24 protein-coding genes are annotated in these 25,358 nt (G+C 46.6%); 17 read left to right on the forward strand and 7 right to left on the reverse strand.

Features of this window, described 5'->3' with window-relative positions:
* Positions 1-72: 72 nt before the first annotated feature.
* On the reverse strand, positions 73-1,596 hold the full coding sequence (gene cysS, locus PPO43_RS03245) for a cysteine--tRNA ligase (RefSeq protein WP_272620365.1): 1,524 nt from the start codon (positions 1,594-1,596) through the stop codon (positions 73-75).
* 351 nt (positions 1,597-1,947) lie between these two features.
* Between cysS and PPO43_RS03250 the strand changes: the two genes are divergently transcribed.
* Complete coding sequence (locus PPO43_RS03250; RefSeq protein ID WP_272620366.1) at positions 1,948-3,192, forward strand: T9SS type A sorting domain-containing protein; 1,245 nt, start codon at positions 1,948-1,950, stop codon at positions 3,190-3,192.
* Positions 3,193-3,907: 715 nt separating this feature from the next.
* Positions 3,908-5,002, forward strand: coding sequence for a hypothetical protein (locus tag PPO43_RS03255; RefSeq protein WP_272620367.1), 1,095 nt, complete (start codon positions 3,908-3,910; stop codon positions 5,000-5,002).
* Here PPO43_RS03255 and PPO43_RS03260 read toward each other — a convergent pair.
* On the reverse strand, positions 4,980-7,091 hold the full coding sequence (locus PPO43_RS03260) for a penicillin acylase family protein (RefSeq protein ID WP_272620368.1): 2,112 nt from the start codon (positions 7,089-7,091) through the stop codon (positions 4,980-4,982). The two genes, PPO43_RS03255 and PPO43_RS03260, sit on opposite strands and share 23 nt — an antisense overlap.
* Positions 7,092-7,216: 125 nt before the next feature.
* Here PPO43_RS03260 and PPO43_RS03265 point away from each other — a divergent pair, with 125 nt between their 5' ends.
* Positions 7,217-7,813 carry a TetR/AcrR family transcriptional regulator gene (locus PPO43_RS03265; RefSeq protein WP_272620369.1) on the forward strand — a complete coding sequence of 199 codons (597 nt, stop codon included), beginning with the start codon at positions 7,217-7,219 and terminating at the stop codon, positions 7,811-7,813.
* Positions 7,814-7,899: 86 nt separating this feature from the next.
* Here the strand turns inward: PPO43_RS03265 and rluF are convergent, their stop codons facing one another.
* The 3 genes from rluF to ubiE form a co-directional block, all read right to left on the reverse strand.
* On the reverse strand, positions 7,900-8,604 hold the full coding sequence (gene rluF, locus PPO43_RS03270; protein WP_272620370.1) for a 23S rRNA pseudouridine(2604) synthase RluF: 705 nt from the start codon (positions 8,602-8,604) through the stop codon (positions 7,900-7,902).
* Positions 8,605-9,381: 777 nt separating this feature from the next.
* The gene (porT, locus tag PPO43_RS03275; RefSeq protein WP_272620371.1) at positions 9,382-10,053 is read right to left on the reverse strand and encodes a type IX secretion/gliding motility protein PorT/SprT; all 672 of its coding nucleotides are present in this window, start codon (positions 10,051-10,053) and stop codon (positions 9,382-9,384) included.
* The gene (gene ubiE / locus PPO43_RS03280; protein WP_272620372.1) at positions 10,053-10,805 is read right to left on the reverse strand and encodes a bifunctional demethylmenaquinone methyltransferase/2-methoxy-6-polyprenyl-1,4-benzoquinol methylase UbiE; all 753 of its coding nucleotides are present in this window, start codon (positions 10,803-10,805) and stop codon (positions 10,053-10,055) included. Before ubiE ends, porT begins: the two co-directional genes overlap by 1 nt.
* A gap of 100 nt (positions 10,806-10,905) precedes the next feature.
* Here ubiE and yihA point away from each other — a divergent pair, with 100 nt between their 5' ends.
* From yihA to PPO43_RS03305, 5 genes are all read left to right on the forward strand, one after another.
* Positions 10,906-11,514: a ribosome biogenesis GTP-binding protein YihA/YsxC gene (gene yihA / locus PPO43_RS03285; protein WP_272620373.1), complete on the forward strand. Its 609-nt coding sequence runs from the start codon at positions 10,906-10,908 to the stop codon at positions 11,512-11,514.
* A gap of 31 nt (positions 11,515-11,545) precedes the next feature.
* Complete coding sequence (locus tag PPO43_RS03290) at positions 11,546-12,868, forward strand: MATE family efflux transporter (RefSeq protein WP_272620374.1); 1,323 nt, start codon at positions 11,546-11,548, stop codon at positions 12,866-12,868.
* Positions 12,869-13,056: 188 nt separating this feature from the next.
* A complete protein-coding gene (locus PPO43_RS03295) occupies positions 13,057-13,530 on the forward strand; it encodes a hypothetical protein (RefSeq protein ID WP_272620375.1) in 474 nt (157 codons plus the stop codon).
* A 135-nt stretch (positions 13,531-13,665) separates the two neighbouring features.
* A complete protein-coding gene (locus tag PPO43_RS03300; RefSeq protein ID WP_272620376.1) occupies positions 13,666-13,806 on the forward strand; it encodes a hypothetical protein in 141 nt (46 codons plus the stop codon).
* A complete protein-coding gene (locus PPO43_RS03305; RefSeq protein ID WP_272620377.1) occupies positions 13,775-14,260 on the forward strand; it encodes a hypothetical protein in 486 nt (161 codons plus the stop codon). Before PPO43_RS03300 ends, PPO43_RS03305 begins: the two co-directional genes overlap by 32 nt.
* A gap of 81 nt (positions 14,261-14,341) precedes the next feature.
* Here PPO43_RS03305 and PPO43_RS03310 read toward each other — a convergent pair whose 3' ends face one another.
* Entirely contained in the window at positions 14,342-14,536 is a 195-nt protein-coding gene (locus tag PPO43_RS03310; protein WP_272620378.1) for a hypothetical protein, read from the reverse strand.
* A gap of 96 nt (positions 14,537-14,632) precedes the next feature.
* Between PPO43_RS03310 and rsmI the strand changes: the two genes are divergently transcribed.
* Positions 14,633-15,370, forward strand: a complete 738-nt coding sequence (gene rsmI / locus PPO43_RS03315; protein WP_442985470.1) for a 16S rRNA (cytidine(1402)-2'-O)-methyltransferase — start codon at positions 14,633-14,635, stop codon at positions 15,368-15,370.
* Here rsmI and PPO43_RS03320 read toward each other — a convergent pair.
* Positions 15,367-16,113 carry a 3'-5' exonuclease gene (locus PPO43_RS03320; RefSeq protein ID WP_272620380.1) on the reverse strand — a complete coding sequence of 249 codons (747 nt, stop codon included), beginning with the start codon at positions 16,111-16,113 and terminating at the stop codon, positions 15,367-15,369. The two genes, rsmI and PPO43_RS03320, sit on opposite strands and share 4 nt — an antisense overlap.
* 310 nt (positions 16,114-16,423) lie before the next feature.
* On the opposite strand from PPO43_RS03320, the gene PPO43_RS03325 reads away from it, so the two are divergent.
* The 8 genes from PPO43_RS03325 (at position 16,424) to PPO43_RS03360 (ending at position 25,132) form a co-directional block, all read left to right on the forward strand.
* Complete coding sequence (locus PPO43_RS03325; RefSeq protein ID WP_272620381.1) at positions 16,424-17,296, forward strand: TPM domain-containing protein; 873 nt, start codon at positions 16,424-16,426, stop codon at positions 17,294-17,296.
* Between the two features lie 15 nt (positions 17,297-17,311).
* Positions 17,312-18,136, forward strand: a complete 825-nt coding sequence (locus PPO43_RS03330; protein WP_272620382.1) for a TPM domain-containing protein — start codon at positions 17,312-17,314, stop codon at positions 18,134-18,136.
* A 19-nt stretch (positions 18,137-18,155) separates the two neighbouring features.
* Positions 18,156-19,118: a TPM domain-containing protein gene (locus PPO43_RS03335; RefSeq protein ID WP_272620384.1), complete on the forward strand. Its 963-nt coding sequence runs from the start codon at positions 18,156-18,158 to the stop codon at positions 19,116-19,118.
* Between the two features lie 343 nt (positions 19,119-19,461).
* Entirely contained in the window at positions 19,462-20,508 is a 1,047-nt protein-coding gene (locus PPO43_RS03340; protein WP_272620385.1) for a Card1-like endonuclease domain-containing protein, read from the forward strand.
* 18 nt (positions 20,509-20,526) lie between these two features.
* Complete coding sequence (locus PPO43_RS03345; RefSeq protein WP_272620386.1) at positions 20,527-20,889, forward strand: CRISPR-associated protein; 363 nt, start codon at positions 20,527-20,529, stop codon at positions 20,887-20,889.
* On the forward strand, positions 20,890-21,516 hold the full coding sequence (locus PPO43_RS03350) for a 4'-phosphopantetheinyl transferase family protein (RefSeq protein WP_272620387.1): 627 nt from the start codon (positions 20,890-20,892) through the stop codon (positions 21,514-21,516).
* Between the two features lie 361 nt (positions 21,517-21,877).
* Positions 21,878-23,668, forward strand: a complete 1,791-nt coding sequence (gene aspS, locus PPO43_RS03355) for an aspartate--tRNA ligase (RefSeq protein ID WP_272620388.1) — start codon at positions 21,878-21,880, stop codon at positions 23,666-23,668.
* A gap of 834 nt (positions 23,669-24,502) precedes the next feature.
* Positions 24,503-25,132 carry a flavin reductase family protein gene (locus PPO43_RS03360; RefSeq protein ID WP_272620389.1) on the forward strand — a complete coding sequence of 210 codons (630 nt, stop codon included), beginning with the start codon at positions 24,503-24,505 and terminating at the stop codon, positions 25,130-25,132.
* Positions 25,133-25,358 lie beyond the last annotated feature (226 nt).

Raw genomic sequence — 25,358 nt, forward strand, 5'->3', positions numbered from 1 at the left:
TGTATCGCTTCGCAAAGCGATACCGCTTTGCGCTGGGTTTCAACCCGGCGGAAGGGGCAGCCCCAAATTCTTCTAGGACTTAATCTTGCTCCAGCTACTGCCTTCTTTGCCGTCCTTGATTTGTAGTCCAAGGACTTGGAGGGCGTCCCGAATCTGATCGCTTTTTGCCCAGTCCTTATTGGCTCTTGCTTCTTGGCGCTGTTCGATAATCATCTGCATCAAGCCATCTAACAAGGCCTTATCTTCATCTGATTGGCCGATGAGGGCTTCTTTTTGCAAGCCAAAGACATCAAAAACGATGGCGCTAAAATCCTTTTTGAGGCGGGCCAAGGTTTCGGGCGCAATGCTGCCCAAATCTTGTTGGCCATTGCTAAACTTCTGAATATCGCTGACCAAGCCAAAGATTTTAGCGAGTGCCTTGGGCGTATTGAGGTCCTCATCGAGCTCCGCAAAAGCGCCATCCAATAGCTTATTGATTTTGATATCTAGGCCCTTAGCCAAGTCCGAAAGCTGAGTTTGCTCCAAAGCCATCAAAGCTTCATGGGCTTCCATTAGGCGCTGATAGCCTTTTTCGGCAGCCAAAAGGGCATCCTCCGTAATGTTGAGGGTAGAGCGATAGTGCGCCTGCAACATAAAGAAGCGGATAACCATAGGGCTATAGGGCTTGCTCATTAGCGGATTGCTGCCCGCAAAAAGCTCCTTGGGCAAGATCGAATTACCCTTGCTCTTGCTCATTTTCTTGCCATTGAGCAACAACATATTGGCGTGCATCCAGTAATTGACGGGCTGGCAGTTGCAAGCGCCCCAATTCTGGGCGATTTCATTTTCGTGATGCGGAAATTGTAGGTCCATCCCGCCCCCATGAATGTCAAAGGTTTTGCCCAAATACTTGGTACTCATGGCCGAGCATTCTAGATGCCAGCCCGGAAAACCTTCGCCCCAGGGCGAGGGCCAGCGCATAATATGTGTAGGCGAAGCCTTTACCCAGATGGCGAAATCAGAAGGCGAGCGCTTTTCGTCTTGGTTCTTGAGGTCATCGCGGCTTTCCGACATTAGGTCTTCAACCAATTTGCCCGACAGTTGGCCATAGCCTTTATCCTCCGCAATGAGTTTTTGGCTATCAAAATAAACCGATCCATTGACCTCATAGCCATAGCCATTATCCAAAATATCTTGGACCATCTGGATTTGCTCCACAATATGGCCCGTAGCCGTAGGCTCAATGCTAGGCGGCAAAATATTGAGTTGGTTCATCACCTCATGAAAGAGGTAAGTATACTTTTGCACAATCTCCATAGGCTCTAGCTCCTCTAAGCGAGCCCGTTGCTCAATCTTGCTATCGGCGGCGGTGTCTACATCCCCTTCTAGGTGGCCCACATCCGTAATATTGCGCACATAACGGACCTTATAGCCCTTATGCAACAAATAGCGATAGAGCAAATCAAAGCTAAAAAAGGTCCGACAATTCCCTAAATGCACCTCATTGTAAACGGTTGGTCCACAGACATATAAGCCAACTTTCTTTCCGTTGGGGTCTATGGGCGTAAATTCCTCTAGGGTCCGACTTAGCGAATTGTAAATTTTTAATGCGTTCATACTAGCTTTGATTCGAATGTTAAGGCGGCAAGATACAGACTTCAACTTGCTTTTACAAACCTTCTGTTTTTAATTTTTTGGGGCCTGCCGCCTTCGGCGGCCGGGCCCTTGCAGGGCTCGCAGGTCTGCTCGGCCCTGCGGGCTCCACTTCGTTTCGCCCTCGGTCTGCCGCTGCGGCCACCCTTTCAGGCCCCTAGGCCAAATGGGAACCCTTCGCTTCTGCCATCCCTGCGGGTTGAAAACTTTTTTTAGCAAAGCCATGCATACATTATAGATTGAACAGACGTTCTTCAAAACATGGAGCTCCTACTTAATAAAAAATCTTTTTCACCATCAATCATTCTTTGATTTATGCAACAGAACTATGTCAAGTCCTTATTTGGGGCCCTCTTACTCCTATGCGCTAGCCAGCTCTGGGGACAAACAAATTGTACACTTACCGCCAGCAGCAGCCATACCGAAACTAGCTGTTATGCGGGCAATGATGGATCGGCTACGGCCCATGCTAGTTCGGGCACAGCACCCTACAGCTATACCTGGTCCGATGGACAAACAACGGCCACAGCCGTCAACCTTACTGCTGGTAGCTACAGTGTTACGGTTATGGATGTAAATGGCTGTACCGCCACAACATCCGCTACTATTACATCACCTACAGCTCTTAGTGGGGCCATTAGCAGTAGTCCAGAAAGCTGTGCAGGCTTAGACGGAACGGCCAGCATCAGCCCTTCGGGAGGAACAGGCTCTTACAGCTATCAATGGTCTAGTGGGCATACTAGCGCCAGTATTGGCAGCCTCAACTCTGGTAGTTATGAGATTACGTTTACCGATGCTAATGGTTGTAGCAGCATCAGCCAAGCCTTGGTCGGAAATAGCTGTGCTTCTTGTTCGCTTACAGTGAGTAGCAACCCCATAAATGCCAGTTGTTTTGGCCAAAATGACGGTGCCGCTTCGCTCAATATTAGCTCAGGTTCTGCCCCTTACCAATACCTTTGGTCTGATGGACAAACAAGCGCAACAGCTAGCAATCTCATGGCCGGTAACTATAATGTTACAGTTATGGATGCAGATGGCTGTACCGCCACAACATCCGCTAATATTACATCGCCTACGGCCCTTAGTGTAAACATTGTCAGTAGTCCCGAAAACCTAGGCCATGATGGCTCGGCTAGCGCAACAGCCAGCGGCGGAACGCCTCCTTATACCTACCTTTGGTCTGATGGACAAACAACCGCAACAGCCACTAATCTAGCTGCTGGAAACTATACGCTTACAATTAGCGATGCTAATGCTTGTACTTATAGCAGCAGCACAAACATCGACGCCCCTACTGCAGTATCAACTTATTGGGCCGAAGCATTTAATATTTTTCCCAACCCCAATTCGGGGAATATGCAACTAGAACTTCGCCTAAACCAAAGCAGCTCTGCAGAGCTACAGATATATAATGTATTGGGTCGCAAAATGTATCAACAAACTTTAGAGGGCCAGCAGACTGATCTTAGCCTTTCTTTTGATTGGCCCGCAGGCAACTACTTCCTACAAATAGCTACAGCCGAAGGACAATGGACCAAAAAATTTGTCATTCGCCGATAAGCTCTTAGAGCAGATTCAACTGCCTCTAAACAATAACTGGCCTGTAGGTTAAAAGCTACTGGACCTGAAATCTAAGTCCCTGCCTTCTATCTTAGAAGCAGGGGCTTTTAAGTTGTTAGGCCTTTGCCTGCGGCCCTTCAAGCCTGCTATATGGGCCTGTAGGTTAAAACCCGCAGCCAGACAACAGGACCATTCTACATCCATAGCGTGGAGGGTTAAAACCCTCCACAGCTTTTAACGGTCCTCATAGCCGCTGCATTTATGATTTAGGCAGCATATAAGATGTTTATTTATGGAGGGTTTCAACCCTCCATTTTACATTAAAATGCATTCGTTAATTGGCTGTAGGTTTTAACCTACAGGCTGGATATACACAAGCCCCTGCCTTCTATCTCAGAAGCAGGGGCTTTTAAGCCGCTGCGGCGAGCAAGATGATGGCCCAACAAGATTGGCTGCGGCCTTTAGGCTGCAGATAGCGGCGAAGCCGCAGCAGGCCCAGCGCTGCGGAGGGGGGGCCGCAGGCCAGACCGAGGGCGAAACGAAGTGGAGCCCGCAGGGCCGAGCAGAACTGCGAGCCCCGCAGCATAGCGGCGGCCGACCTAGGCAAAGCCTAGCCGGCCGCGGGCCCCAAAAAAACCTTATCTTGAGTAGCCAAACAGAAAAAATTGGCATCTATTCAATAGAAAATTAGGAGAACCATAAAAAACAAAAGCCTATGAAATCCCCCTTCTTTTTAATGTTGGCCTTGTTGCTGACTTTATTTTCGGCTTGTACGGGACAGGCCCCCAAGGATATCCAAGGAAATTGGTATTTGGAGCATGTTCTGGTAGACGGACAAAAAATAGTGGTAAATCGGGCCAACAGCCTACGTATTCGTGAAGAAGGCATGAGTCTTTTTTGGTCTCGGAATCATAGCCGTACGGAAGTAAGCTGGTCGGGCAATACGGCCAAAACCAAAGATTATGGCTGGATGACCACCTCAATGTGCTGCGATTCGGAGCTAGATAATCAGTTGCAGGGATTGTTGGGCGGTGACTTTAAAATCCTTCGACAGCAAAAAGATAGTTTGATTGTGCAAACGGGAAAGAGCGAATGGCATTTTAGCCGCAACCGTTTGCCGCTAGAGCTAAGCGAAAGCAGTTGGTTGATTGAGGAGGTCCGTGAAAAAGCAACGGGTGATAGTTGGCAGCCGCCTCTCCCCTATCGTTTGGACTTTCAGGCCGAGGGCTATCGCTTCTTTTTGGAGGCCAATAGCTGCTGGCAGACTTGCGAATATGCAGAGGGCCGTATTTTGCCCAATGAAACGGGCAGTTGTACCGAGGCCTGTTGCGATGCGCCCAGAACCGAGTGGCTAAAAGCCATGCGCTTGGATAGCTTGACTTATAGCTTGAGTAATAATCAATTGCGTTTGAGCTCTGCAAATTATGAGCTCATTGCCCAGCCCCTCAGAGGCTTGCAAGCAGAGGCCAAACCCCTGCCCGCCGAAAAGCTCAAGGGCTTGCGTTGGGAATTGGATAGTTATAGTGATGGGATGATGGCCAGCGTTCATGCCATGCAGCATATTTTCTCTTTTGAAGAAGGGCAGGGCGCCATTAGCTGGAAGGGCGAGCGCTGCCAGAAAGATTGTGCGTTTAAGGGGCAAACCCTAAGTTTAAAAAGCTGTGCAGCGGGCTGTTGCCCCCAAAGCGCTGGCGAAATTAGCGAGCAATTTGAGGGCGAATTTCAGGTCTTTAGCGAAGGTGATCAGATTGTTTTGCGCAAAGGCGAAGTAGAGTACAAACTGCGTCCTATTCGGGATGATAAATTTTAAGGGCCGCCTTCATCACCTTAATCTTATCCATCTCAATTGTTTTGAGTGTTCGTTTTTCCAGAGCCTCCACCTGATTCTTATACGCTTGAATCTGGGGGCTTTGGAAATAGGGCAAAAGGGTTTGAATTTCAGCAGGGCCATTCTCATCAAAGCGGACAAAGTGGATATAAGTATCGCCAAAAGTGGGGACCAACTGCCCTGCGGCATTGGGCATATCGTAATAAGTAGGGCTAAGCATATCGGGAAAGCCAGAAGTGGGCTGCCATTCTTCGCCTCTTTGGTAGCGGGCTAGCTCGCCAATAGGGACCAAGAGTTTATTATGATGTTTATAGAGATAGCGGCTGGCTTTTTCGAGCCCAGCGAGTAGTTCGGTGGTACTAATTTCTGGGCCTGAAATAAAGACCTCATCGCCATAGCCTTTTTCCTTAAAGATATATTGGAAAGTCAGTAGGACCAAGCCTGCGCGGGGGTCTGTGGCATCTGCGGACAAGGACCAGTTTTGCAATTCTTTTAGGGGTTTGCGTAGGTGGGGATAATCTTCGGGTTTCAGCTCATAAATAAATCGGATAGACTGATAGAAAGGAGAAGCCTTAGAGAGTTGTTGATCGAACTTAATGGCTTTAAAGTCGGTCCAACTAAGCAGGCCCATTTCAGCTTCGATCAATTCGAGAAAGCGATGCGCTCGATTATTCAGGCCAGGGCGAAGATCGGTATAAGGGACCTGCATATCTTCATGTACAGAATCGCAGCTAGCGATTGTGGGGGTATTGTTGGTATTGAACAAATAGCCGCATTTGGGGTTTTCTAACAAAGGTTTCTCTTCTAGATCGAGGTAATTGGTCCAACAATTTTCTTTTTTGCCCAAAAGGATACCGCTATAATCAAAACTATCGGGTCGTTGGGGAATCATTCCATTACAGAGATAAAGCAGATTATCTTCTTTATCGGCATAAACAATATTGAATAAGGGCAAAGAATTGAGGCGCAGAGCTTGTTTAAAGGCGGCTAGGTTTTGGGCTTTCCCCATTTCGTAGAACTGTTGGCCGGCGGCAAGGGCATTTAAGGCGGGGCTGCGCAGGGCATAATACTTTCCGTTGGGGGCTTTAAAAGTGGGGCCGAATTCGGACCAATAGGTTTTTCTTCTGACGGGAATGACGATTTTGCCGAGTTTGACTTTGAGCCAGAAGCGGCGAGTTTCTAATTTTTTGTAGCCATCATCCCAGAGGTATTGTTTTTTCTTTTTGGGGTGCATTTGGAGTTCAAAAACATCGAGTTGGTCCAAATAATTAAAGGTATGTCCCCAGCCTAAATGCTCATTATTTCCCATAAACACGCTTGTTCCTCCTTGAAAAAGGGCCCCTGTAATATTCCAACCTTCTTCAGAGCAAAGATGAGCCTCATAAAAAGAGAGGGGACCTTGGAGCATAAAGTGGGGGTTAATTGCCAGATAGGTTTGTTGGCTGGCGGTTCGGCTTTTGCTCATAGCGTAGGCATTGGAGCCTAGGGGAGCTTCTTGGCGAAAAGCGCCAGGTTCTCGACCAGCCATAATATCGCCTAGGGCTTCGGGTAAACCTGCTAGAGCCACAAAAGACAAAACATAGGCCTTCAGCATATCTTTTTCCGTTAGGGGAAAGGCTCGTTTCAGCAAGATTCTATCGGGATTTTTTTTAGCAAATGTATTTACTGCTGTGACATAAGCAGAGAGGAGTTCCATAAACTCAGGGCTAATCTTCTCTTTTTGTTCTTGGTAGAGGCCCTCTAGGTTAATAGCTTGGACAAAATAATCAAAGGCGGCCCCCTCTTTCCCCTTATAGCGCCCCATTAAACCTTTAGTAATAAGGACAGTCTCCTGCAGTGCCTCAAAGTTATCCTCTGCATTGGCCCAAGCTAAGCCGTAAACCACTTCAGGATTAGTTGGGGCAAAGATATGAGGCATACCAAAGCTATCTCGAACAATATCGATTTGTTGGGGTTCTATTTTTCGTTGTGAAAACAAAGCAGAAACACAAAAAACCAATAATAAGAGTAACATAGTTTTTCTAAACAACATAGGCGAATATCTGGTATATAGATTTTTAAATACAATCATATTATGCTATTTTGCGCCCCGCCTCAAATCTAATGAACACCACATTCTTGCTCTTAAGAATAACTATTTTCCTAAAGCAAGTTTCATCATGTTGGCTTTAGCCACACACAGCACACTATAAAAATATGGGAAGAAAAAGTAAGGCAGAAGAAAGAAAAAAGGAAATTCTAGAGCATTTCTACAAAGTCATGTTAACCGAAGGCTTTGAAAATAGCTCTATTGCTAAAATTGCCAAAAGCATGGAAGTTAACCCCAGCTTACTCATCCACTACTTCAAAAGTAAGGAAGATATGGTTGTGGGTTTAGTTGACTTTCTTTTAGAACGTTATGAGGATGCCTTTCTCAATATGGTTATTGCCAAAAAGGACCCTCAAGAGCAGTTTGATATGGTGGTTGACATTCTCTTTGGCCACGCTTGGATGCAGATGTCTGACCAACATTCTGTTTTTTACGCTTGTTATTATCTCAGTTCTCGACATGACCAAATTCGGGAACGTTTTCAGCAGATGTACAATCGCTTTAAGGAGGTCTTGGTAGAGCTAGCCGATCGTTGGCTAGAGGCAGGGGTAATCAAAGACTTCTCGCCTTGTCAGATAGCCGAGTATATGATTATGCTCAATGAGGGACTTACTTATTATGAGGGAGTTTATCGCGATCCCGAGGCCTTTGTCCTTCGTTGCGAATACCTTCAAAAGATGGTTCGCAAAACATTAACGGCTTAATTAGTTGTCCTTTTTGGGCCTGCGGCCGAGCTAGGATTTTCCTAGCTCGGCCGCTGCTCTTTTGTGGGGCTAAATTTAGAAAAGTCCTAAAGTTGCTTTTCTAAGTTTTTAAGTTCTTGGCTACTTAGTTCTCGCCATTGACCTTTGGGCAGTTGGTCCAGTTCAATATTCATAATGCGTACCCTTTTGAGGGTACGCACCTCATAGCCTAGGTACTCGCACATCCGCCGAATTTGCCGATTGAGTCCTTGCTTCAAGATAATGCGAAAGCGTTTGGGCCCAAGTTGTTCTACTTGGGCCTTTTTTGTGGTTTGGCCCAAGATAGGCAAGCCCCCAGCCATACGCTGCACAAATCGGCTATTGATGGGCTTATCTACCGTAACGATATATTCTTTTTCATGGCCATTTTCTACCCGTAAAATGGGGTTGACCATATCGCCATCATTCGTAAGTAAAATGAGGCCCGTAGAGGCCTTATCTAGGCGGCCAATGGGAAAAATACGCTCCTTATGCCCAATAAAATCGACAATATTGCTGCGATCTCTACGGTCGGTAGTACAGGTTACGCCTGCTGGCTTATGAAAGGCGATATATAGTTTTTGGGGGGCATTGGGCAGGGCCTTGCCATCTAGCAGCACCTCATCTCCGGGCGACACTCGGTTTCCTTTTTTGGCCAATTGCCCGTTAATTTTCAAGCGGCCCTCTTCGATCCAACGATCGGCCTCTCGTCTAGAGCAAATCCCTTTGCTGCTAATATATTTATTGAGGCTAATGCTATTATCTTGACTCATATCTGTTGCTAATTTTCGGCCCTAAGATACGGCAGAAAATGAAAAGGAGGAGGAAAAGCCTTCAACTTCCGTTTTGGAGTTTTTTTTCTTTTGGGGCCTCCGCTGCGGCCTGCGGCCTTGCGGCGCTACGTTTCGCAGCTCGCTATTCGCTCGGCCCTGCGGCCTAACGGCCTTGGTCTGCGGCTGCGCCGCACTGCTGCACATCGCTAGGCCAAATGGAAGTCCTGCGCTTCGGCTATTTTTGCTAAGCCAAAATCCGCTAAGCCTGAAAATAGACGTCCTCCATAAAATCATAAGCAGGGGCTTTTAAGCCGCTGCGGCAAGAAAAATGAGGACCAACAAGATTGGCTGCGGCCTTTAGGCTGCAGTAAACTGATTTATAAAAGATTGCGAAGCAATACCACTATTGCTGTAGGTTTCAACCTAAGTTGAATTCATGAGGGTTTTAACCCTCATTCATATAAGGTTGCGAAGCAATACCATCTGGCTGTAGGTTTCAACCTACAGTAAAAAGGGCCGAAGGCCCGCAGGCTGAGGGATGGGCAGCAGTGGCCGAAGGCCAGACCCAGCCGCCTTTGGCGGCGCAGGGCCGAACGATCAGCGAGCTGCGAGACAGCCCGACCCGACCGATAATTCATGAGGGTTTCAACCCTCATTTTGTATCGCTTCGCAAAGCGATACCGCTTTGCGCTGGGTTTCAACCTAGCGGAAGGGGCAGCCCCAAAAAAAGGCCCTCCACAAGAAAGTGAAGGGCCAGTTATCTTTTATTGGCTTTATTTAGCCTTCAAAATGGACCGAGATGGTAATTCCTTGGGCAAAAAGCTTATCGATGGTTCGAGAGTAAATCAACTGATCGTTTCGGCTGTGGATATTATTGATGCCGTGCGAAAACTTGATTTCGGGTGAGAGGATAAAGTAGGGAAAGAAAAACTGCAGGCCTACTCCATACTCGATGAGGATGTCGCTACTTTGGATGCGGACCAAATCTTCGGCCTTGCGGGCTCTAGAATTGGAGGCCAAATCGAGGCTATACTTGGCCCCCACAATAAAGAAAGCGCGGACATCGTGATAGGGTTTCGATTTGTAGCGAAACTGGATGGGGAAATCGAGGAAAACCGATTCGATATTTCGGCTAATGACCTCTTGCGTGGGCAGGGTGTACTCTAGGCGGCGCTCGGCAAAAGAGAGGGTCGGCAAATTGAAGCGCAGATCCATATTTTCGCCAAACTTAATATTGGTCACGATTCCGAGGTTGAAACCGGGGCCATTAGAAGATTGGATCAGGCGAATGCTATCGTTTTGGATCAGCGTTTCGGAGCGTTGAATTTGGTAGCGCGAGCTATTGTAGCCCAGGGTAATTCCAAAATAATAAGTCTTTTTGGAAAAAGCGTAATAGTTGAAGGTTCCTCTTTGGGCAGACAAGCTAGGCCCAAAAAGGAGGAGGGCCATTATGCAGGTTTGCAAGCCGAGTAGAGCGAACAAATTCCGGTGGTGAGTGGCTGGCATTTCGTATCAGTTAGTCCAAGTTTAAGCAATAAGTTTTCAAAGTCTTTTCCTTCGGGAAAAGCCTGCACTGACTCATAGAGGTAGGCATAGGCTTTCTGATCCTTGGAGGTCAGGCGGCCAATACCGGGCAGAATGCTACTGAAGTAAAAGTTGTAAACTTGCTTAATAGGAAAGACTTTAGGTTTGGAGAATTCGAGGACCACGCATTTTCCGCCGGGGCGCAAGACTCGTACCATTTCTTTGAGGCCAGCTTCTACGTTGGCGAAGTTGCGTACTCCAAAAGCAACGATGACGGCATCGAAACTATTGTCTTCAAAGGGCAGATGTTCAGAATCGCCTTCTTCGAGGACAATAATTTTATCGAGGCCTTTTTTAGTAATTTTTTTGCGGCCCACTTCGAGCATACCTACAGAAATATCTACGCCAATAATTTCTTGGGGAGAAAGTTGTTTGTAGGCCTCTAGGGCGAGGTCGGCAGTTCCTGTAGCCACATCTAAAATGCGTTTAGGCTGAATATCTTGGAGTTCTGCAATGGCTTTGCGGCGCCAGCTCTTATCTATATTGAGTGAAAGGAAGTGATTGAGGAAATCGTAGGTCTTCGAAATGTTGTTAAACATTTTGGAAACCTGGGCCTTTTTCTCAGCTTCTACTTCATAGGGCTTGACCTCTTCCGATTTTATCTTTTGAACACTCATATCAATTTTACTATTTTGTGAACGGAAAACAATTGAGTTGCCTCATTTGCCCTGGCAAATGCGCTACAAAGGTAACAGGAATAGCCCAATAAAGGTTGATATGATTATAAAAACTGCAGAATACCTCATTAGTGTGCCCAAAGTAGAGTTGGCACCGCATTCCGATCGCCCCGAATACGCCTTTATTGGTCGTTCTAATGTGGGGAAATCTTCGCTCATCAATATGCTAACGGGCCACAGCAAATTGGCCTTAACTTCTGGCCGCCCAGGGAAAACCCGAATGATTAACTATTTCGACATCAATAAAGAGTGGTATTTGGTCGATTTACCGGGCTATGGCTACGCCCAAACGGGTAAGCAAAGACGGCAAAATTGGCGCAAAATGATTGAGGAGTATTTCTTACTTCGGATTTCTATGCAATGTGCTTTTCTGCTCATTGATAGTGGGGTTCCCCCTCAAGATATTGATATTGAGTTTGCCAATTGGTTGGGCGAAAATCAAATCCCTTTTGTGATTGTCTTTACCAAAACAGATAAGAAAAAAGCCCGTCAGGGCGATAACTATATTCGGGCCTTCAAACAAAAATTGGGCGAATACTGGGAGCAAATTCCGCCCTGCTACCTCAGTTCTGCCGAAAGCAAAAGAGGCCGAGAGGAATTGCTAGAGTTTATCGAATCGGTCAATGCCAATTTCGAACCTCTGCATTAAGCCATCTCCTTCTCTCAGCTAGCCTTTTTTTATGATCACTTACAAGAGAATTTTTCAAATTTCTATGCCCATTATGGTGGGCTCTGCGGTACAAAATCTCATTACCCTAACCGATACCATTTTTTTGGGTCGGGTGGGCAAAGTGGAGCTAGGCGCTATTGGTTTAGTGGGCGTTTTTTATTTGCTCATCACCTCTATTGGCTACAGTTTTACGAAGGCAGGCCAAATTATGATCGCCCGCCGAATTGGGTCGGAACAAGAAGAAGAGGTGGGTCCACAAGTACATGCTATGGGCATTTTTGCTTTTTTGCTCGCCCTACTCATGTTTTTACTTTTAGCTTTTGGTAGCCGGACCTTTTTTGGCTGGTTTGTGACCGATCCCGATATTTACGAGGCCTGTATTGCCTATCTCGATTATCGCTGTTATGGGGTCTTTTTCTCTTATCTAGGCGTGGCCTTTGTAGCCATGTATACAGGCTTAGCCCGAACGACCGTAATTATTTATAATGCTGTCGTTATGGGTATCGCCAATACGATTCTCAATTATGGGCTCATTTTTGGCCATTTTGGCCTGCCCGAAATGGGGATTTCTGGAGCCGCCCTAGCCTCTACCCTAGCCGAGGTCTTGGCCTTTGGCGTTTTTATTATTTATGTGCTTCTCGATAAAAAATGCCATGATTACCAACTCTTTAAATGGCCAGAACTAGATATTGAGCTCATTAAGGCCCAACTTCGCCTTTCTGGCCCCATCGTCCTCCAATCTATTGCTAGCGTGGGCAGTTGGTTTGTCTTTTTCGCCCTGATCGAACAGCTGGGCCAAAAAGAATTGGCCGTTTCCAATATCATTCGAGCAGCTTACATGATCTATATGATTCCCGCCTGGGGCTTTTCTTCCGGCATCAACACCATCGTTAGCCAACTCATCGGTAAAGAACAAACGCGCTTTGTGATGACGGCCATCTACAAAACGGCCATCCTCTGTTTTATGGTTACTATGGCCGTCACTAGTTCTGTAGTCATCGCCCCCGATTATATTTTGCGCATCGGCACCGACGATCCCGTCCTCATCCGAGAAGCCAGCAAATTAGTCTGGGTTTTAGTTACCCTAATCACGCTTTATAGCTTCAGTACCATCTATTTTAACGGCCTAGTGGGTACTGGCGCCACCAAACAATCCCTACTCATCCAGGTCTCTTCGGTCCTACTCTATATGCTCTACGCCTATATTGTGGTGGGCATTTTCCGCGCCAGCCTAGAATGGGCCTGGATGACCGAAACGGTCTACTGGATCGCCTGTTTGGCCGCCTCTGCTTGGTATCTCCGCAGCCAAAAATGGGTAAAAATCAAGATTTAGTTTTTTTGGGGCCTCCGCTGCGGCTTCGCCTTGCGGCGCTACGCTTTGGGGCTCGCTATTCGCTCGGCCCTTCGCCAGCTCCGCTGGCTCGGTCTGGCCCAAAGGCCACCCCGCCGCATCGCTAGGCCATTTGGCCTACGGCCAGGGCGGCGTTGCCGCCCCCCCCCCCCAAAAAAGAATTTTTTGTTTTGAACAAAATAATGCTCTTTCTGCTTTCGGCCTTCAGCCTTTGGGCTTGCCAAAATACAACATCAAAAAATGAAATTCCCGAAGCAGAAGCAGAACTGCTCCGCAGCTTCCAAAACTTCAATCCCGAAAGTCAACAGTTTTTTGATGGGGCCGCCAAACTACAATGTGCCTGCCTACTCGAACAAGAAGGCCCCCTAACCCAACTCCCAACTACAGGCCCAATAGATAGCAGTCAACAACAAATTATTCTGCAGTACCAAAACTGCAATGCCGATAGCCCCGCTCCCTCAGCAGAAGTTTTTGCCAAAATTTCGGAGGACCTCCAAAAGTTTTCTGGCGCTTCTGTTCCTGGTGGAAGCAGTGACCAAAAAATGCAAGCGCTCTCTACCGCTTTGCTTCGCTTACATTGCCCCGAACAACAAGAGTTAGCCAAAAAATTGAACAGCCTAATGAGCCAAAAGATAGGCGAATAAAATATTCTAAGATCAGGGGCTCGAACTTTTTTTTTAGTTCGAGTCCCTATTTTTTTAAGTAACCAAACAGCTTAAACAGCATTCAATAAAATAAAATTTGGTAGTTTAGCGCACAAGCAAAATAACCCCTGAAATTTGGACCATCAAATCTTCAGCAATGAATCTACACAACTACTCAATTTTATTTCTTCTCCTCATTTTTTCCTGCAACTCTCCCAAACCACCCCCGGCCCCCATCAAACGAATGAGGCCAACCAGCCGACAACTACAAATTGACAGTGCCCCAATAGCACTAAGCCTAGAAGAATTACCCGATAGCGCCCAAATTGCAGTAGAAACTCTGGCCCAAAAAAGCTGCGATTGCCTTACTCATTTTCAAGATAGTTTAAACCTATTTCTACAAGAGGCAAATGTCAGCTTGGCCAAAATCAAAAGCGACTCTAGTTTAGAGCATCCCGCCGATCTTTTACAGCAAATTGTACATCACCCACAGCTTTCTGCTGCCCTTAGTTTTGGACAATGCCTAAGCATTGCACAAAGTCAAAGCCCTGAACTTTTGGCCAGTATTCAAGCCAAACAAAACCAACAACTCTCTCTACAAGAACTCCTTAAGCTAGAACTCCCCCTAATTGAGGAACAAATGGCCCAAAACTGCCCAAAACAACAGCCCCTCTTCAAGGCCTTCAATGAATTTGGCCAAGCCATGAATAGCTTTCAAAAAGGGCAATAAAAAACGCTAGATAGCAAATGCTAGCTAGCGCTAAGGGGTAAAGTTATGACTAGAATTTAAACCTTAAAAAAAACGAGCGGCCTAGTTTTCGGGGCACTTCTTACAACGTTTGCCTTTTTTCTTCTTGTATTTTTTACAACACTTTTTTTTGAGCTGAAACTCAATAATAGGTAACTCAAAAAAACCCTGCTTGGGTAGCTCTATGGCTTGTGGAATCTGTAACTTTTGCATCTTATCAATAGTCAGTATACAAATAGGATCAACTATCGAGAGCAAATATAACCCTTTATTTAGATTTAGTACAGATAAAAACGATTTTTAAGCGCTTATTTTGTGTCAAATAGCTGTATTTTGGGCCAAAATCATAAAATTATGCTCTATTTGGTCCCTACACCTATTGGCAACCTAGAAGATATGACCTATCGCTCGGTTCGCATCCTAAAGGAAGTAGATTATATTTTGGCCGAAGACACCCGCAGTTCTCGACCACTTTTGCAGCATTATGCCATTGATCAGCCACTTTACGCTCATCATGCTCATAATGAGCAAGAAAGTAGCCTACAAGTTGTCAATGATCTCAAAGCAGGCAAAAGTGTGGCCCTTATTTCTGATGCGGGCACTCCTGGAATTTCTGATCCTGGTTTTTATTTATTGCGGGCCTGTGTGGCAGAAGGTTTGGCCGTAAGTTGTTTGCCAGGGGCCTCGGCGGTTATCCCCGCTCTTGTTGGTGCTGGCCTCGCCTGTGATCGTTTTCATTTTGAGGGTTTTTTACCACATAAAAAAGGGCGGCAAACCCGCTTAGATTATCTAGCCGATTTGCCGAATACCTTTGCGCTTTATGAATCGCCCCATCGTTTAGAAAAATGTTTGGAGCAATTGGCCCAAGTTTGTGGCGAAGAGCGCCAAGCCGTAGTTTGCCGTGAACTCTCTAAAAAGTTTGAAAGCTTTCATAGAGGTAATTTGGCCGAGCTACAAGCCTTTTTTAAGGCCCAACCCGATAAAGTTCGGGGCGAGATTGTGATTGTAGTAGAAGGACAAACCCAAAAGAAAACAAAGAAAGACAAGTACGCTAAATTTAAGAAAGCGCCTAAGCGACCAGAACTTGACTAACTATCGGCACTTTCAAAAATGAGGGCCAAAGGATCTTCTAGCATAAAACGCAATAGCACTTGAGCCGTAGCAAAAACATCTTTTTTGCAATAGACCTCAATACGGTCCAAATCGCCATCTTCCCAATAACTTCGGCCCACTTGGCTGCCATCAATACCATCTTTGGGCGTGGGAATACCAAAAATACCGCAAAGCAATTTGAGCGAAGTATAGGCCTTATAATCCCCAAATTTCCAGAGCGTCATAGTATCTAAAAAATGGTGGAGTTCCCAAGGTTTTTTGCCATAAATTTGAAGGGGAGCGGGCAAGGGTAAGCCTTGTACAATCAGGCGGCGACAGATATAAGGCATATCAAACTCTTTGATATTATGGCCACAAATATACTGCTGTCCTTTGCGCTGAAAATACTTGCTGAGCATAGCGGAGAAATCTTGGAGTAATGCTTTTTCGTCATCTCCATAAAACGACTTGAGGCGGAGCTTATATTGGCCCGTCTCATTTTTTATATATACACCAACCGTAATGCAAACTATTTTGCCAAATTCGGCATAAATACCTGCTTTTTCGGGATAATAATCTGCTGGGCTCATTTTTTCTTCTTCGGCTAAGCGACGCTGTAAAGCCTCTGCTTTGAGGTCCCAGAGTTTTTGCATGCTAGGGTTAAGGTCCGCATAACTAGCTGCACCAGAAACGGTTTCAATATCAAGCACTAAGGTATGCTCTAAAATACTTTTGGGTAACATATATTTTTTATTTTAGGAATAAATTGCCCAGAGGGCTAGGGATTGGGCCAGAAAAAAGCGGGGACATTTGGCCACAACAAGCCCTCAGGGCGCAGTTCGACAACCGAAGGGAGTAACCGATGTGGAGCAGTGGCCGAAGGCCAAATGGCCTAGCGATGTGAAGGGGTGGCCGAAGGCCAGACCGAGCCAGCTTGCTGGCGAAGGGCCGAGCGAAGAGCGAGCCCCGCAACGTAGCGCCCGCCGCAGGCGGGAGGCCCCAAAACACCAACATAAGTCTATTTTTTTGTATTTGCTTTAGTTTTATAAAATTATGCAAAAAACCTTACAATATTTAATATTTTGTTTACTATTATGTTGTAACATATCAATCTATGGACAATATCCAGCGCCGCCGCAGCCTGCTGAATATGCGGTAGATTATGCCAATTTGTTGACTGCAGATGAAGAGCAGCAATTGGAAGTTTTTTTGAAGGCGGCCTATTCGAGGAATCGGGAAAAGATCCAGTTGGTGGTGGTTACGGTCCCGAATTTGGCGGGCCAAAACATCAAGGAATATGCGAATGGGCTGGCGAGAAGCTGGGGAATTGGTGATGCAGAGCGCAATGATGGATTTTTGTTCCTGATTGCAAAGGAGGAGCGGCAGGCGCGTTTGGAAGTGGGTTATGGTTTGGAGGAAAAGTACCCTGATTTGCTTTGCCAAGAGATTTTGGATCTGACGATTTTGCCCGCCTTAAAGGATGGCGATTATTTTAAGGGAGTTTGGGAAGGCAGCCAAAGTATTTTGGTTAAAGGAGGCTTTAAATTACCGGCTAATGGCTATCCCAATAAGGGTTGGAATCGGTCCTTAACGATTATGGCCATTCTCTTTTTTTCGGTAATTTTTATAGTTATTATTCTGGGGGTTTATCAGGCCTTAAAGCGTCCTTCGCCAGCCCCCAAAGTGCCTCAAAAGGTTTATCAAGCGCCTTTAAAACAAGGTATACAACGAAAAAGAAAACATAAACATCCGCAAAAAAAGCCTAAAAAACAGCAAACAATTAAGCCTAAAGCGAGCAGCTACCCCAAGCTAGAGCAGAAAAAGCAGCGGCCAAGTTATTCTGATTACGCTGATTATTCCGATTATTCGGACAGTAGTTTTGGCGGTGGTGATTTTGGTGGTGGTGGCGCTGATGGTTTTTGGTAAAACACAGACATCCTTATGAAAAACATAATCCTTTTTTGTACTCTCTTTTTTGCCCTTCATTTGGGGGCGCAAGTTCCTGATCAGCGGCCCGATGCACAGCAATACGTTTATGATTATGCTGATTTATTGGCCAAAAAGGAGCGCAATGCCCTGCAGCGTTATTTGGAGCTTGTTGCAGCCGCTCAAGAAGTGGATCCTTTGATTGTGGTCGTTAAGCATTTGGGGAGCTCTACGGTAGAAGCCTATGCTTATAATTTGGCGAGCAATTGGGGGCTGGGAAAAGAAAAGGCCAATGCGCTACTTATTTTGGTTAGTCGAGCCGAGCATCAATTGCGGATTGAGGTGGGGTCAAATTTAGCCGAGCCTTTGTCTCATGAGCTGTGCAAAAAAGTTATTGCAGACAAATTGAGTCCAGCCTTTAAAAAGGAAGAATACTACTTTGGACTATTGGAAGGCATGCAAGAATTGCTGTATAAAGGTGGATTTGATGCGCCTGTTCCAGAAAAAATAGGCTTATCGACCAGAAAATTGAGAGAGGCGAATCTGATTTGGCGAATACTTTTTTATCTTTTGCTTATCGTTGCGGCCCTCTTTGCCTTTTTCATCTTATACGGCTGGGGAGCGGGTAAAGCCCCTCAGGTTAATCATCATGATTATAGCCGCAAAGGCAAGCAAGACAGCTATTGGTTTAGACGGCGAAGAAGATGGTATAGAGACCATAGCGACTACTCTGACTATTCGGATAGTGAGGCGAGCGATAGTTTTGATTATTCGGACTATTCCGATAGTTCTTCTTCTGATAATTCCTTTTCTGGCGGCGGAGCTTCTGGCAGCTGGTAATTCCCAATCCCCCTAAAATATGAAACAATTCTCTCTTGCGCTTTGGCTGTTTTTTATGGCCTTATCCCCTCTTTTTGCCCAATATCCCTCGGCCCCAGATCCCATCCGATATGTTACAGATCTGGGCAGTTTTTTAAGCTCTGAAGAAGAGCTACTCCTCGAACAATATCTCCTAGAGGTCCACAAGCAAAATGAAGGGCAAATCCAAATCGTTGTCGTTACAGTCCCCAACCTCCAAGGCCAAAGCATTAAGGAATACGCCAACGGCCTGGCCCGAAGCTGGGGCATTGGCCAAAAAGGCAAAGACAATGGCCTGCTTATTCTCGCCACTAAAGCCGAAAGAAAAACTCGCATAGAAGTGGGCTACGGCCTAGAAGGTCGCTTCCCTGATATCTTCTGCCAAAAAGTGGTCGACGAACAGCTGGTCGCCAATTTTAAACAAAGAAAATTCTTTGATGGCTTTGCCTCCGCCACCAATGCCCTGCTCGAAAAAGGCCTCTACAAAAGGCCAAACCTACCCAGCATTAACAAGACAGAAGAGCTCATTGAAGAACGGAATATTACCCCCAGCCCAAGAAGCTATGAGGATAAACCCAAAGCCGTTAAAAGAAGAAAGAAAACCGCCTCAAACATAAGTACTTTCCTCACTTTTATCTTTTTCGCGCTCTTCCTTCTCGTCTTCTCGCTGGCAGTCAGAAGTGGCCTAAGAGAAAATGGCAGCCGAGACTACAGCCACAAAGGTCGAACAAATTACCCCAACAAAACTAAAAGCAAAAGCTATAAAGATTATTCCGACTATTCCGATAGCCAAAGTACAAATACGACCATCGTTAGCAGCTATTCCGACTATAGCGACTATTCAGACTACTCGGATTATTCTGATTATAGCGACTACTCTGACTATTCCGATTACTCGGATTACTCCGATAGCAGCTTTGGCGGTGGCGATTTTGGCGGCGGTGGTGCCGATGGAGACTGGTAATTTTTTATTTTTTTAGGGGCTGCCCCGCCCTGCGGGCGGGTCGGGCTGTATCGCAGCTCGCTACTCGCTCGGCCCTGCGGCAGCAAAGCTGCCTGGGTCTGGCCCTTCGGGCCACTGCTGTCCATCCCTCAGCCAATGCGGCATTTATATAAATTTGCTAGGGGCTAAAGCCCCATCGCAATAAGAATTTGGTCCAGAACCCTTGTTTTGGGCCTTTTTTTATGCCTTTTCCCAACAAAAATAAACACTTTCCATATAGGCCAGACAAGCCAGCGCTGAACTTGCCTTCCCCCCGCTTTTGAAAGATTTGCTTTTTTTGCGTAGCTTTTAGAAAAATTAAAATATGAATACTATAGTTCTTCTTCTCTCCAAACAGGCTTTGCCCAACCTTTCTTTTGTCAAATTACTCAAAGCCCAAAACACCCAAATCAACCGCTACATTTTAATCGGAAGCGATTATACAACAAAGAATAAGTTTCATTTCCACCTAACCGAAGCCCTTGGCCTAAAACAAACAGAATATGAGCTTTGGAAAGTCGATGCTGAATCCTACGCCCAAGCCCAAAAAGACTTAAGTCAACAGCTAAAACAAGAAAAAAACAAAGAGCCCCAAAAATTCTGGCTCCACCTCACTGGCGGCACAAAAATGATGTCCATGGCCGCCCAAGACAGCTTTAAAAATCATGTCCAAAAAGATAAATCCCTAAAACTGGGCAGCTATTATATGCCCCTAGGCGGAAAGTCTATCCATAAAATGACAGGACAAAAGAAAAAAATTAGCCTTAACTATACGCTCAAAGAGTATTTCACTAGCTATGGCTTTGATATCCAAGCTGAAAAACCCATTTGTAGCGCAAAAGAAATGAATGCCTACTGGAAATGCCTGAAGGAAAATGACTTTAACCTAAAAGCTGCAGCCCTAAAAAAATATAAAATCCAACATAAAGATAATGCCGCCCTTTGGGAAGAACTCATCTACCATAAAATCAAATCTAGCTTTAAGCTATCTGAGGACCAAATTGCCCTAAGCCTTAAAATTAGCTCTAAATACAGAACACTCAAACACCTAAAAGAAACTGATAATGACAACGAACTAGATGTTGTCTTTATCCTAGAAGACAAACTCTACATTATTGAGTGTAAAAGCTCTAAATCAATCTCAAACAGAACCATTAAAACAACAGCCCAAGACGCTATTTATAAATTGGCCGCAATTAAAGAAGGTTTAGGCCTACATGCCACAGGAATAGTCGCCATTTTAGCCGGCGATAAACTAGATGGCGCCTCCTTAGAACGCATCGAATTACAAGGCAAGGCCATGAATAATAAATTTGTTGAAGCCCAAGATTTAGTCAAACTAAATATCAAAGCATATTTAAAGATGGACTAAAACACAAAAGTATCTATTATGTTTCTTAACTTATCTAATCATCCAAGCAACCGCTGGAGCGGCAAACAACTAAGTGCAGCCCAATCCTATGGAGAGCTTCAGGATCTTCCCTTCCCCAATATTCCCCCTGCAGCTAGCAGCGAGGAAGTGGAACAGATGGCAGAAACCTACAAGAATAAAGTCATCGAGCTCGCCCCTAAAGTGGTCCACCTTATGGGCGAAATGACCTTTACCGCCTGCTTGCTTCGCAAGCTGCAAGCCGAAGGCCTGCATTGCATAGCAAGCACTACGGAAAGGGTTGTTTTAGAAGAAGAAGATGGCAGCAAAACCATCAAATTTAACTTTGTTCAATTTAGAACCTATCCCAATTTGCTAGAATAAATGCCTATTACTTTAGAACGAAAGTCGGGAATTTCCCAACTCTGGGTCTGGGAACAAACAGAACCTTTGGCAGAGCTGAAAATCGCTCTGCCCAGAGCCCTACGACCTCAAATTCCTCAACAAGCGCAAGCCGCCCGAGCCTACTGTAGCAGCCGATTGCTGCTGCAAGAGGTTTTTGGACAGCCTGCGCTTTTATCTTTAAAAAAAGATATCAATGGCCGCCCCTTTATAAATGGGAAAGCGATCTCTATTAGCCACTGTAAGGGCTTTTCGGCCCTGACGATTGGTGGTCCAAGGCCCGGCCTAGATGTAGAAGGACCAAGAGGGCCCCAACTGGCCCGCATTGCCGAAAAGTTTATTCTGCCCGCCAAATTACAAGCCCTCCGAGAACTGCCCTATTATGAAGAAGCCCTAGCCAATATCTGGTCGGCCAAAGAGACCCTCTTTAAAGCTATGGGCGGAGACGGTATCGATTTTAGAGAACATCTGTCTATTGACTACCCCCTAGAAGAGGTCCAATTGCCCAGCCGTTTTAGCGCCCGATACCAAGGCCCAAAAGGCCAAATCGAATTTGCCCTAGAAGCCCTGCCCCTCCCCCATCAACATCGCCTAATTTGGTGCATCTAGAGGAGCGAAGCGACTGGCCTAGCGATGTGAAGCAGTGCGGCAAAGCCGCAGACCAAGGCAGCTTTGCTGCCGAAGGGCCGAGCGAATAGCGAGCTGCGAAACGTAGCGCCGACGAGCAAAGCGAGGCGGAGGCCCCAAAACAGCAGCGAGCTGCGAAACGACAACAAGGCCTTTAGGCCGCAGTTCGACGACCAACGGGAGTAACCGCCGACGAGCAAAGCGAGGCGGAGGCCCCAAAAAATCCCCCGAAAACAGCCGATTTTTATTTTTGTTGCGCATTAAGCCCAGACAGATTTGAAAAAAGCCCAAAAAAAACGCATTTTGCGGCCGTTTTTCTACACTTTGAAAAGAATGTCAAGAGATGTCAAAATATAGATCACATCATTGTAATGAGTTGAATGCTAGCCACCTAGAGCAAGAGGTGCGCCTAGCGGGTTGGGTGGCCGATATCCGCCACCTCAGTAAATCGCTGTCTTTTATTACGATTCGCGACCATTACGGCAAGACCCAATTGGTATTTTCTGAGGAACAAGGCCAGGCTTTTGAACTCGCCCGCAGCCTCAAGCCCGAAAGCGTTATCCTCGTGAAAGGAATTGTGCGCTCTCGTGGAAAAGATGTGAACCCCGATATGGCCACCGGAGAAATTGAGGTGGAAGTACAAGAATTGACCATCGATTCTTTGGTGGAACAACTCCCTTTTCAATTGCATGAGCAACCCAATGAAGACCTTCGCCTGAAGTATCGCTTTATTGACCTGCGCCGCAGCGAGCTACAAGAAGCCCTCAAATTGCGCTTTAAGTTGATGATGGAGATCCGTACCTTTTTGGCCCAAAAAGGCTTTTTGGAAATCCAAACGCCTATTCTCACGGCTTCTTCGCCCGAAGGTGCCCGCGATTATGTGGTGCCCTCTCGCCTTTATCCCGGGCAGTTTTATGCCCTCCCTCAGGCCCCTCAGCAGTATAAGCAGCTGTTGATGTGCTCTGGTATTGATAAGTATTTCCAGATTGCGCCCTGCTTTCGCGATGAAAATGCCCGTGCAGACCGCTCTCCCGGCGAGTTCTATCAGCTAGATATGGAAATGGCCTTTATTGAGCAAGATGAGCTTTTTGCCCTCTTGGAAGAGATGTACGAATACCTCTTGCCCAAGGTGACCAAAAAGAAAATGCAGCAGTTTCCCTTCCCTCGTATCAAGTTCAACGACTCGATGGAATGGTACGGCTCTGATAAACCCGATATCCGCTTCGAGATGAAGATGAAGGAGCTTACCCCTTTGTTTGAGCATTCTGACTTTAAGGTCTACCAAGAGATGTTTAAGACGAAGCAAGTGGTCAAAGCTATTTTGGTGGAAGGCGGTGCCGATCAATCTCGCAAGTTCTTTGACAAGGCCCAAAAAGAGGCCAAGGAAAAAGGCGCTTTTGGTATCGGTTACCTACAATATAAGGAGGATGAGGTCAAAGGCTCTGTGGCCAAACCCCTAAGCGAAGAAGAAATTGCCGCTATTGCCGAGCAGATGGGCGCCAAAACTGGCGATGCCGTTATTTTGATGGCTGGCGATCGCAATTTGGTCAATAAAGCCCTCGGACATGTCCGCGTTTGGGTGGCCCAACAAATGGGCTTGGCCGATGAAGATACCCTGGCCTTCTGCTGGATCGTGGATTTCCCCATGTACGAGTATGATGAGGAAGCCGAAAAATGGGACTTCTCACACAACCCATTCTCTATGCCTCAGGGCGAAATGGAGGCCCTAGATCAAGCCGCCGCTTCTGGCAATTATGGCGATGTCCTCGCCTACCAATACGATATTGTGTGTAATGGTATCGAGCTCTCTTCTGGCGCTATCCGTAACCACCGCCCCGACATTATGTACAAGGCCTTTGATATCGTTGGCTATAGCCGCGAGGTGGTAGACGAACGCTTTGGCCACATGATCTCGGCCTTTAAATACGGCGCTCCCCCCCATGGTGGTATCGCTCCCGGCCTTGACCGTATGGTGATGATTTTTGCCGATAAGGAAAATATCCGCGAGGTGATTGCTTTCCCGCTCAACCAACAGGCCAAAGACCCCATGATGGGTTCTCCCGCAGCTATCACGCCCGAACAATGGGAGGAGCTACAACTTCAAGTAGTTCCCAAAAAAGAAGAAGCCAAATAAGCTGATTCAACTATAAAAATGAACGCCCGCTACTCCATAGTAGTGGGCGTTTTTGTTTGTAGACTAATGAATCCAGCAAAGAGGTAGACAAAAACTCTTTTGCTGTATTTGCATCCTTACATTTAGCTCTGGGGAATCCCCAGAGGCGGCTGTATCGTTACATTTAGCTCCGGCCCCAAGCCAGAGGCATCTGCATCCTTACATTTAGCTTCGGCCCCAGGCCAGAGGCATCTGCATCCTTACATTTAGCTCCGGCCCCAAGCCAGAGGCATCTGCATCATTACATTTAGCTCTGGCCCCAAGCCAGAGGCATCTGCATCATTACATTTAGCTCTGGCCCCAAGCCAGAGGCATCTGCATCATTACATTTAGCTCTGGCCCCAGGCCAGAGGCATCTGCATCATTACATTTAGCTCCGGCCCCAGGCCAGAGGCATCTGCATCATTACATTTAGCTCCGGCCCCAGGCCAGAGGCATCTGCATCATTACATTTAGCTCCGGCCCTATTTAATTTGTCCGATCTTTTTTTTCTGGCCCTCCCCTACTATAGTTTAGCGATAAGCGCTTAGGCGCCAAATATGGCGTTCAGCTTCATTTTGGCCTAACATTTTTTACATTTAGCTGTTGTCTGTTCATTGAGGCCTTTTTATTTGGGGCTGCCCCTTCCTTCGGTCGGGTCGGGCTGTTTCGCAGCTCGCTGATCGCTCGGCCCTTCGGCGCTTTCAGCGCCTCGGTCTGGCCTGACGGCCACTGCTGTCCATCCCTCAGCCTGCGGCCCTATCGGGCCTGTAGGAACGCTTAAACATCCCTAGAATTATTTAAAAGTAATACCTTATGCTCAAAACGTTTCAGGCGCAAGAGATTGCCAAGCTGCCCAAGCGGCAGCGCACCACCTTTGTCAACCATCTATCGGGTTTTAAATCGGCCAATTTGGTGGGTAGTATTTCGGCTGAGGGGCAAGAGAACCTGGCTATATTTAGCTCGGCGGTACACTTGGGAGCTAATCCCCCTTTAATTGGCCTTATTTCTCGGCCCTTTACAGCGGAAGTGATCCGTCATAGTCTGCGCAATATTCGGGAACAAAAATACTTTAGTCTCAATCAGGTGCATCAGGGCATCTATGAGCAGGCGCATCATAGCTCGGCCCGTTATCCCGATGGGGTATCAGAATTTGAAGCTACGGGCTTGCACCCCCAATACATTGCTGATTTTCCAGCTCCTTTTGTCCAAGAGGCCCAGTTAAAAATAGGCTTGCGGCTAGAAGAGGAAATCCCCATCATAAAAAATGGGACCTATCTGATTGTTGCGGCCATAGAATATGTGGAGCTGCCCCAAGCCGCCTTTGATGAGGAAACTGGACAAATTGATTTGGAGAAAATGCAGGCCGTTTGTATTTCGGGTTTAGATAGCTACCATAAAACGGAGCAGTTGCAGCGCCTGCCTTATGCTAAGCCTAAGCAATAGGCGGCCTTTGGCCGCCTTGGCCGAAGGCCAAATGGCCACAACAAGCCCTTTAGGGCGCAGTTCGACGACCAAAGGGAGTAACCGATGTGCAGCAGTGCGGCGCAGCCGCAGACCCAGGCGGCAAAGCCGCCGCAGGGCCGAGCGAGCAGCGAGCTGCAGAACGACAACAAGGCCTTTAGGCCGCAGTTCGACGACCAAAGGGAGTAACCGATGTGCAGCAGTGCGG

It is taken from the genome of Saprospira sp. CCB-QB6 (assembly GCF_028464065.1).
GTDB lineage: Bacteria > Bacteroidota > Bacteroidia > Chitinophagales > Saprospiraceae > Saprospira.